This window comes from Pseudomonas sp. 22490 (assembly GCF_052044465.1).
Classification (GTDB): Bacteria; Pseudomonadota; Gammaproteobacteria; order Pseudomonadales; family Pseudomonadaceae; genus Pseudomonas; species Pseudomonas aeruginosa.
In genome coordinates this window covers 109141-116602 of the sequence record NZ_JBQENS010000024.1, presented here as the reverse complement: position 1 = coordinate 116602, position 7462 = coordinate 109141, and the positions used below count along the sequence as shown (strand labels likewise).

The window sequence follows — 7462 nt, the reverse complement described above, 5'->3', positions numbered from 1 at the left end:
CTGCGCCCAGTCCGGCAGCGCGGTGTAGTGCAGGTGGTGCGGGCCGGCCCAGATGTACAGGGTGATCAGCGCCCAGAAGTGGACGATGGACAGCCGGTAGGAGTAGACCGGGCGCCCGGCTTGCTTGGGCACGAAGTAGTACATCATGCCGAGGAAGCCGGTGGTCAGGAAGAAGCCTACGGCGTTGTGCCCGTACCACCACTGGACCATGGCATCGGTGGCGCCGGAGTACATCGAGTAGGACTTGAACCAGCTCACCGGCAGCGACATGTGGTTGACGATGTGCAGCATCGCGGTGGTCAGGATGAACGAGCCGAAGAACCAGTTGCCGACATAGATGTGCTTGACCTTGCGCTTGATCAGGGTGCCGAAGAACACCACCGCGTAGGCGACCCAGACGATCGCCAGCCAGATCGCGCCGGTGAACTCGATCTCGGCGTATTCCTTGGTGGTGGTGTTGCCCAGCGGCAGGCTGACCAGCAGGATCACCGCCACCGCCTGCCAGCCCCAGAAGGTGAAGGCGGCCAGGGTGTCGGAGAACAGTCGCACCTGGCAGGTACGCTGCACCGTGTAGTAGCTGGTGGCGAACAGCGCGCAGCCGCCGAAGGCGAAGATCACCAGGTTGGTATGCAGCGGCCGCAGGCGGCCGAAGCTGGTCCAGGGCAGGTCGAAGTTCATCTGGGGCCAGACCAGTTGCGAGGCGATCAGTACGCCCAACCCCATGCCGATCACGCCCCATACCACGGTCATGATGGCGAACTGGCGAACCACCTTGTAGTTGTAGGCAGGTTCCGTCGTTGCTTTGTTCATCTGTACAGTCCCGAAAGAAATGAACAGCCGGCGACCGCCGTCGAGGGGGGAGACGGGGCGCCGGCCGGAGCCTGCAATCTAAGGGCTGGGGCGGGGGTAAAACAGCTTCAGGTCGATATGGAATTTGGGTATCAGATGGGGCGGGGGAAGGCGTTCGTGCTGGGCGGCGGCGCATACCGGGATGGGGGACGCGAGCCGATCATGGCGGATGACCGCGCGCGGTTATCCGCCCTACGCCGGGGTGGCTTTCCGTCTGCGGGGCGTCATCCCGCCAGCGACTGGGCGATCCGCCCGAGTGTCTCCATCGCCTTCTCCTGCCGCGCGCTCCACGGGTGCCCGTAGTTGAGCCGGGCGCAATGGGCGAAGCGGCGGGTGGCGGAGAAGATCGGCCCCGGGGCGAGGCTGATGCCCTGGGCCAGGGCCAGTTGGAACAGGCGCAGCGAGTCGACCGCCTCGGGCAACTCCAGCCAGAGGAAGTAGCCGCCGCTGGGACGGCTGACCCGGGTCTGCTCGGGGAAGTAACGCGCCACCGCCGCGAGCATGGCGTTCTGCTGGGTCTCCAGGGCGTAGCGCAGCTTGCGCAGGTGGCGGTCGTAGCCGCCGTGCTGGAGATAGTCGGCGATGGCCGCCTGGGCCGGGATCGACGCCGACAGGCTGGTCATCAGCTTCAGTCGCTCGATCTGTTCGGCGTAGCGTCCGCCGGCCACCCAGCCGACCCGGTAGCCCGGCGCCAGGCTCTTGGAGAAGGAACTGCAGTGCATCACCAGGCCTTCCTGGTCGTAGGCCTTGACCGGTTTCGGCGCCTGCTGGCCGAAGTACAGCTCGGCGTAGACGTCATCCTCGATCATCGGCACCTGGTGGCGCGCCAGCAGCTCGGCGAGGGCGCGTTTCTTCTCGTCGTCCATGCTCGCGCCCATCGGGTTCTGGAAGTTGCTCATGAACCAGCAGGCCTTGATCGGCAGGCGCTCCAGGCTGTCGGCGAGCACTTCCAGGTCGATGCCTTCACGCGGATGCACGGGGATTTCCACCGCCTTCAGCTTCAACCGTTCCAGCACCTGTAGGGTGGCGTAGAACGCCGGCGCCTCGATGGCCACCAGGTCGCCGGGACGGGTGACCACCTGCAGGCAGAGGTTGAGTGCCTCCAGCGCGCCGTTGCTGATGACCAGTTCTTCCACCGGCAGCAGCAGGCCGCCGACCATGTAGCGCAGGGCGATCTGCCGGCGCAGGCCATGGTTGCCCGGCGTCATGTCGGCGACCACCGACTGCGGGTCCATGTCGCGCACCGCGTGGGCCATCGAGCGCGCCAGGCGCGGCAGGGGAAACAGTTGCGGGCTGGGGAACGCCGAGCCGAAGGGCACGGTGTCCGGGTCCTTGATCGAACTGAGTACGGAGAACACCAGCTCGCTGACGTCGACCTCGGTGGCGTCGGCCTGGCGCGGGCTGATCTCCGGTTCCGGCAGCGGCCGCTGCACGTGCTGGCAGACGAAGTAGCCGGAGCGTGCGCGGGCCATGATCAGCCCACGGCTTTCCAGCAGGTAGTAGGCCTGGAACACGGTGGAAGCGCTGACCCCGTAGGTACGACTGGCGTGCCGTACCGAGGGCACCTTCTGCCCGGGGGCGAGGACGCCGGTGCGGATCAGCTCGGCAATCTCGTCGGCGAATTTCTCGTAGCGCTTCATCTTGTCCTGGCCGCTGTCCTGGCTGGCCGTGGGCACGGCCGCTGGCGCCCACTCTATGCGCGCCGGGACCGTGTTGTCATGCCTCATCGCGGCCTCCTCAGCGCGCCGGCGAAACGAAGGTGCTGGTGCTGCCGACCGCCAGGCTCGGGTCGTCGATGCCGCGCAGGCTGAACGCCAGCGGTTGCGAGCCGGCCCTGGCGCGTTCGGCGGTAGAGGCCACCGACACCGGGAAGTCGAGGATCTCGCCGGGCTTCAGGCTCAGGGTGTGCTCGCCCTGCAGGCGGAACTCCGGCGCGTCGTCGAGTTGCAGGCGATAGCGCTGCGGCTGCTGGGTCTTGTTGATGACCTTGAGGGTGTAGATGTTCTCGATCTGCCCGGCGGCGTTCTCGCGGAACAGCCCACGGTCGCGGGTCACGTCCAGCGAGGCCAGCGGGCGGGCATCCAGGGCGACGACGAAGGCGCCGATCATCGCCAGCATCACCGCCGCGTAGCCGACCAGGCGTGGACGCAGGAAGCGGGTCTGGCCACCTTCCAGGGCGCGTTCCGAGGTGTAGCGCACCAGGCCGCGTTCATAGCCCATCTTGTCCATGATCGAGTCGCAGGCGTCGACGCAGGCGGCGCAGCCGATGCAGGCGATCTGCAGGCCGTCGCGGATGTCGATGCCGGTGGGGCAGACCTGCACGCACTGCTGGCAGTCGATGCAGTCGCCGAGCCCCTGGGCGCGCGGATCGCTGCCTTTCTTGCGGGCGCCGCGGGACTCGCCGCGGGCGGCATCGTAGGACACGATCAGGGTGTCCTTGTCGAACATCACGCTCTGGAAGCGCGAGTAGGGGCACATGTGGATGCACACCTGCTCGCGCAGCCAGCCGGCGTTGACATAGGTGGCGGCGGTGAAGAACAGCACCCAGAACAGGCTTTCCAGGTCCAGCTGGAAGCTGAACAGGTCGGCCACCAGCGGCCGCACCGGAGTGAAGTAGCCGATGAAGGTGATCGCCGTGACCAGGCTCACACCCAGCCACAGCGCGTGCTTGGCCGTTTTGCGCAAGAGCTTGGCGGCGCTCGCCGGACCCTGGTCGAGCTTGATCCGCGCATTGCGGTCGCCCTCGGTGACCTTCTCGCACCACATGAACACCCAGGTCCACACGCTCTGCGGGCAGGTATAGCCGCACCAGACGCGGCCGGCGAACACGGTGATGAAGAACAGGCCGAAGGCGGCGATGATCAGCAGCGCCGAGAGCAGGATGAAGTCCTGCGGCCAGAAGGTCGCGCCGAAAATGTAGAACTTGCGTTCGGGCAGGTCCCAGAGCACCGCCTGGCGGCCGTTCCAGTTCAGCCACAGGGTGCCGAAGAACAGCAGGAACAGCAGGCCGCCGCCGAGGCGGCGGAAGTTGCGGAACAGACCGGTGAAGCTGCGGGTGTAGATCGGGCCGTTCACCGCCGACGGCAGCTTGCCGGGCGCGGGCGGCTGTTTCGACGGAGCGGCCGGTGCGGCGGGCTCGACCTGGATCGCGGGAATTCTTTCGCTCATTTTTCGTAGGCCCATCAGGCTGGAGAGGCGGTTGCGACTATAGGAACCGGCTGATGGGCGAAACAGCGGCAGATCGAGCGGGAAAAACCGTATCAGATGCCTCCGGAAAGCAGCGGCCCAGCATTGCCGCGGGTTGCCGGGCGACCTCGGGCAGTACAGATATGCGCCCCGTGGCAACCGGTCGCAGGCGGCACGAATTCGCCGCCGTCGGCCATCTGATGTGTTTTTTTCGGCGGAATCTGCCGCTGTTTCGCTGTCTGTACGCGGGCGATAGTGGGTGCCAGTGAACACCGGCCCATCCTGTCGCCAGAAACAGGGGCGCAGCCGGTCCCCGGTTTCTTCGCCACGCACCCTGCCCGTCATCGGTGGAGAAACCCTGTCGATGAGGGCTTTGCGATGTACCAGTACGACGAATACGACCAGGCGCTGGTGAGCGAGCGGGTGGCGCAGTTCCGCGACCAGATCGCCCGCCGCCTCGACGGCGAACTGAGCGAGGAGGAGTTCCTCCCGCTGCGCCTGCAGAACGGCCTGTACCTGCAGAAGCACGCCTACATGCTGCGCGTGGCGATTCCCTACGGCACCCTCTCGTCGCCGCAACTGCGCGCCTTGGCGCACGTCGCCCGGCACTACGACCGCGGCTACGGGCACTTCACCACGCGGCAGAACATCCAGTTCAACTGGATCGAACTGGAGCAGGTCGGCGATATCCTCGAACACCTCGCCGGCGCGCAGATGCATGCGATCCAGACCTCCGGCAACTGCGTGCGCAACATCACCACCGAAGCCTTCGCCGGGGTCGCCGCGGACGAATGGACCGACCCCCGGCCGCTGGCCGAGATCCTGCGCCAGTGGTCGACGGTGAACCCGGAGTTCCTGTTCCTCCCGCGCAAGTTCAAGATCGCCCTCAGTTCGGCGGTGGAAGACCGCGCCGCGGTGCAGATGCACGACATCGGCCTGTACCTTTACCGCCACCCCGACGCCGGCGAGTTGCGCCTGCGGGTCCTGGTCGGCGGCGGCCTGGGACGCACGCCGATGCTCGGCCAGGTGATCCGCGACGACCTGCCCTGGCAGCACCTGTTGTCCTACGTCGAGGCGATCCTGCGGGTCTACAACCGCTACGGCCGGCGCGACAACAAGTACAAGGCGCGGATCAAGATCCTGGTCAAGGCGCTGGGCATCGAGGCTTTCGCCCGCGAGGTGGAGGAAGAGTGGCAGCACCTGCGCGACGGCCCGGCGCAACTGACTGCCGAGGAGTGCCAGCGGGTCGCCGAGCGCTTCGTATTGCCGCGCTACCTGCCGCCGGCCGGCGGCGAGCTGGCCTACGGCAGCGCCCGTGCGGCCGATCCGGCCTTCGCCCGCTGGGCCTCGCGCAACGTCCAGGCGCACAAGGTGCCGGGCTACGCCTCGGTGGTGCTGTCGACCAAGCCCGGCGCCAGCGCGCCGCCGGGCGACGTCACCGCGGAGCAGATGGAACGCGTCGCCGACTGGGCCGAGCGCTACGGTTTCGGCGAGATCCGTGTGGCCCACGAACAGAACCTGGTGCTCCCCGACGTGCGCCTGGAGAACCTCCACGCGCTGTGGCGCGAGGCCTGCGCAGCCGGCCTCGGCACGCCTAACCAAGGCCTGCTCAGCGACATCATCGCCTGTCCCGGCGGCGACTACTGCGCGCTGGCCAACGCCAAGTCGATCCCCATCGCCCAGGGTATCCAGCAGCGCTTCGAGGACCTCGACCACCTGCACGACATCGGCGAGCTTAGCCTGAACATCTCCGGCTGCATGAACGCCTGCGGCCACCACCACATCGGCAACATCGGCATCCTCGGCGTCGACAAGAACGGCAGCGAGTGGTACCAGGTCACCCTCGGCGGCGCCCAGGGCAAGGACAGCGCGCTGGGCAAGGTGATCGGGCCATCGTTCAGCGCTGCCGAGGTGCCGGCGGTGATCGAACGGATCGTCGAAACCTTCACCGACCTGCGGGTCGGCCCGGAACGTTTCATCGACACCTTCAACCGGGTCGGCCTGGAGCCGTTCAAGGCCCGGGTCTACGCCAGGATGGAGGAACCGGCATGAACAACCTGATCCGTTTGCGCGATGGCGTCGCCGAGGTCTGCCGCGACGATCCCTGGCAACTCCTGCGCGAGTTGCCCGACGCGCTGCCGCCGGGGCCGTTGCTGCTGCCTCTGGCGGCCTGGCTGGAGCGCCGCGGCGAGGCCGGAGCCGCCGCGCCCTGGCTGGCGCCGGACGATGAGGTGGAGGCCTTGCTGCCGCACTTCGCCGAGCTGCCGCTGATCGCCGTCGACTTCCCCAGCTTCCGCGACGGTCGTGGCTACAGCCTGGCCTACCTGCTGCGCGTGCGCCTGGGGTGGAGCGGCGAGTTGCGCGCAGTGGGCGACGTGTTGCGCGACCAGCTCAGCCATATGCGCCAGTGCGGCTTCGATGCCTTCGCGGTGCGCGAGGACAAGAACGTCGAGGATGCGCTCAAGGGGCTGGCGGGCTTGAGCGTGCTCTACGGCCGCTCGGCGATCGAGCCGCGACCGTTGTTCCGCCGACGCTAGGCATACGCCCCCGGACCGACGCCGATACCTGCCGCAACGCCGACCTGGCCCCTCTCCCGCAGCGGGAGCGGGGCGCACCCCTCAGCCGTAGACCGAGGAACTGGCGGACGGCGCCGGCGCGCCGCCCTTGAAGCGCCCCGCCAGCTCGCGCAGCGAACGCATCAGCAGGCTGGTGTCCACGCCCACCGCGACGAACGCGCAGCCCAGCTCCAGGTAGCGCCGCGCCAGTGTCTCGTCGGCGGAGAGGATGCCGGCGGCCTTGCCGGCCGTGCGGATGCGGTGGATGGCGTCCTCTATGGCCGCCTGCACCTCGGGATGGCCTGGATTGCCGCGATGGCCCATGGCTGCGCTGAGGTCGGCCGGACCGATGAACACGCCGTCGACGCCCTCGACGGCGGCGATCGCGTCGAGGTTGGCCAGGCCCTCCAGGTTTTCCACCTGGACCAGCAGGCACATCTGCTCGTCGGCGTGGTTCAGGTACTCCGCCACGCTGTTCCAGCGCGAGGCCCGGGCCAGCGCACTGCCGACCCCGCGTACGCCCGCCGGCGGATAGCGCACGGCGCGCACCAGCCCTTCGGCCTGGGCGGCGCTGTCGACCATCGGTACCAGCAGGGTCTGCGCGCCGATGTCGAGCAATTGCTTGATCAGCGCAGTGTCGCCCTGCACCGGGCGGATCACCGGCTGGCCGGGGTAGGGCGCCAGCGCCTGCAACTGGCCGAGCAGGCTGCGCAGGTCGTTGGGCGCGTGCTCGCCGTCCAGCAGCAGCCAGTCGAAGCCGGCGTTGGCGGCCAGCTCCGCGCAGTAGGGATCGGCCAGGCCGAGCCACAGGCCGATCTGCGCCTCGCCGCTGCGCAGGCGTTGCTTGAAGCGATTGACGGGCAGGTCCATGG

The 7462-nt window shown here is 67.9% G+C and carries 6 protein-coding genes; 2 read left to right on the top strand and 4 right to left on the bottom strand.

Translation table 11 applies throughout. The annotated features are described in order from the left end of the window. The 3 genes from ACTJJX_RS24170 to ccoG all read right to left on the bottom strand — a co-directional run. Positions 1-810: cbb3-type cytochrome c oxidase subunit I (locus tag ACTJJX_RS24170; protein ID WP_209451128.1), on the bottom strand; the 810-nt coding region annotated here is incomplete at its 3' end. A 263-nt stretch (positions 811-1073) separates the two neighbouring features. Beyond that, positions 1074-2489 (bottom strand): GntR family transcriptional regulator MpaR, encoded by a 1416-nt coding sequence (mapR, locus tag ACTJJX_RS24165; RefSeq protein WP_003101248.1) that lies wholly within the window; start codon positions 2487-2489, stop codon positions 1074-1076. A 97-nt stretch (positions 2490-2586) separates the two neighbouring features. Then, positions 2587-4308 (bottom strand): cytochrome c oxidase accessory protein CcoG, encoded by a 1722-nt coding sequence (ccoG, locus tag ACTJJX_RS24160; RefSeq protein ID WP_003137552.1) that lies wholly within the window; start codon positions 4306-4308, stop codon positions 2587-2589. A gap of 105 nt (positions 4309-4413) precedes the next feature. Between ccoG and ACTJJX_RS24155 the strand changes: the two genes are divergently transcribed. Then, a complete protein-coding gene (locus ACTJJX_RS24155; RefSeq protein WP_003101256.1) occupies positions 4414-6087 on the top strand; it encodes a nitrite/sulfite reductase in 1674 nt (557 codons plus the stop codon). Further along, positions 6084-6572, top strand: a complete 489-nt coding sequence (locus tag ACTJJX_RS24150) for a DUF934 domain-containing protein (RefSeq protein WP_003093457.1) — start codon at positions 6084-6086, stop codon at positions 6570-6572. The genes ACTJJX_RS24155 and ACTJJX_RS24150 overlap by 4 nt, the downstream gene beginning before the upstream one ends. Positions 6573-6653: 81 nt before the next feature. On the opposite strand, the gene hpaI is transcribed toward ACTJJX_RS24150, so the two are convergent. After that, complete coding sequence (gene hpaI, locus ACTJJX_RS24145) at positions 6654-7460, bottom strand: 4-hydroxy-2-oxoheptanedioate aldolase (protein ID WP_003113007.1); 807 nt, start codon at positions 7458-7460, stop codon at positions 6654-6656. Positions 7461-7462: the final 2 nt, after the last annotated feature.

Excerpts from the sequence above, each read along its gene's own strand:
- ACTJJX_RS24150 (WP_003093457.1), top strand. The coding sequence starts at position 6,084 with ATGAACAACCTGATCCGTTTGCGCGATGGCGTCGCCGAGGTCTGCCGC.
- ACTJJX_RS24155 (WP_003101256.1), top strand. The coding sequence starts at position 4,414 with ATGTACCAGTACGACGAATACGACCAGGCGCTGGTGAGCGAGCGGGTG.
- hpaI (WP_003113007.1), bottom strand. The coding sequence starts at position 7,460 with ATGGACCTGCCCGTCAATCGCTTCAAGCAACGCCTGCGCAGCGGCGAG.
- mapR (WP_003101248.1), bottom strand. The coding sequence starts at position 2,489 with ATGAAGCGCTACGAGAAATTCGCCGACGAGATTGCCGAGCTGATCCGC.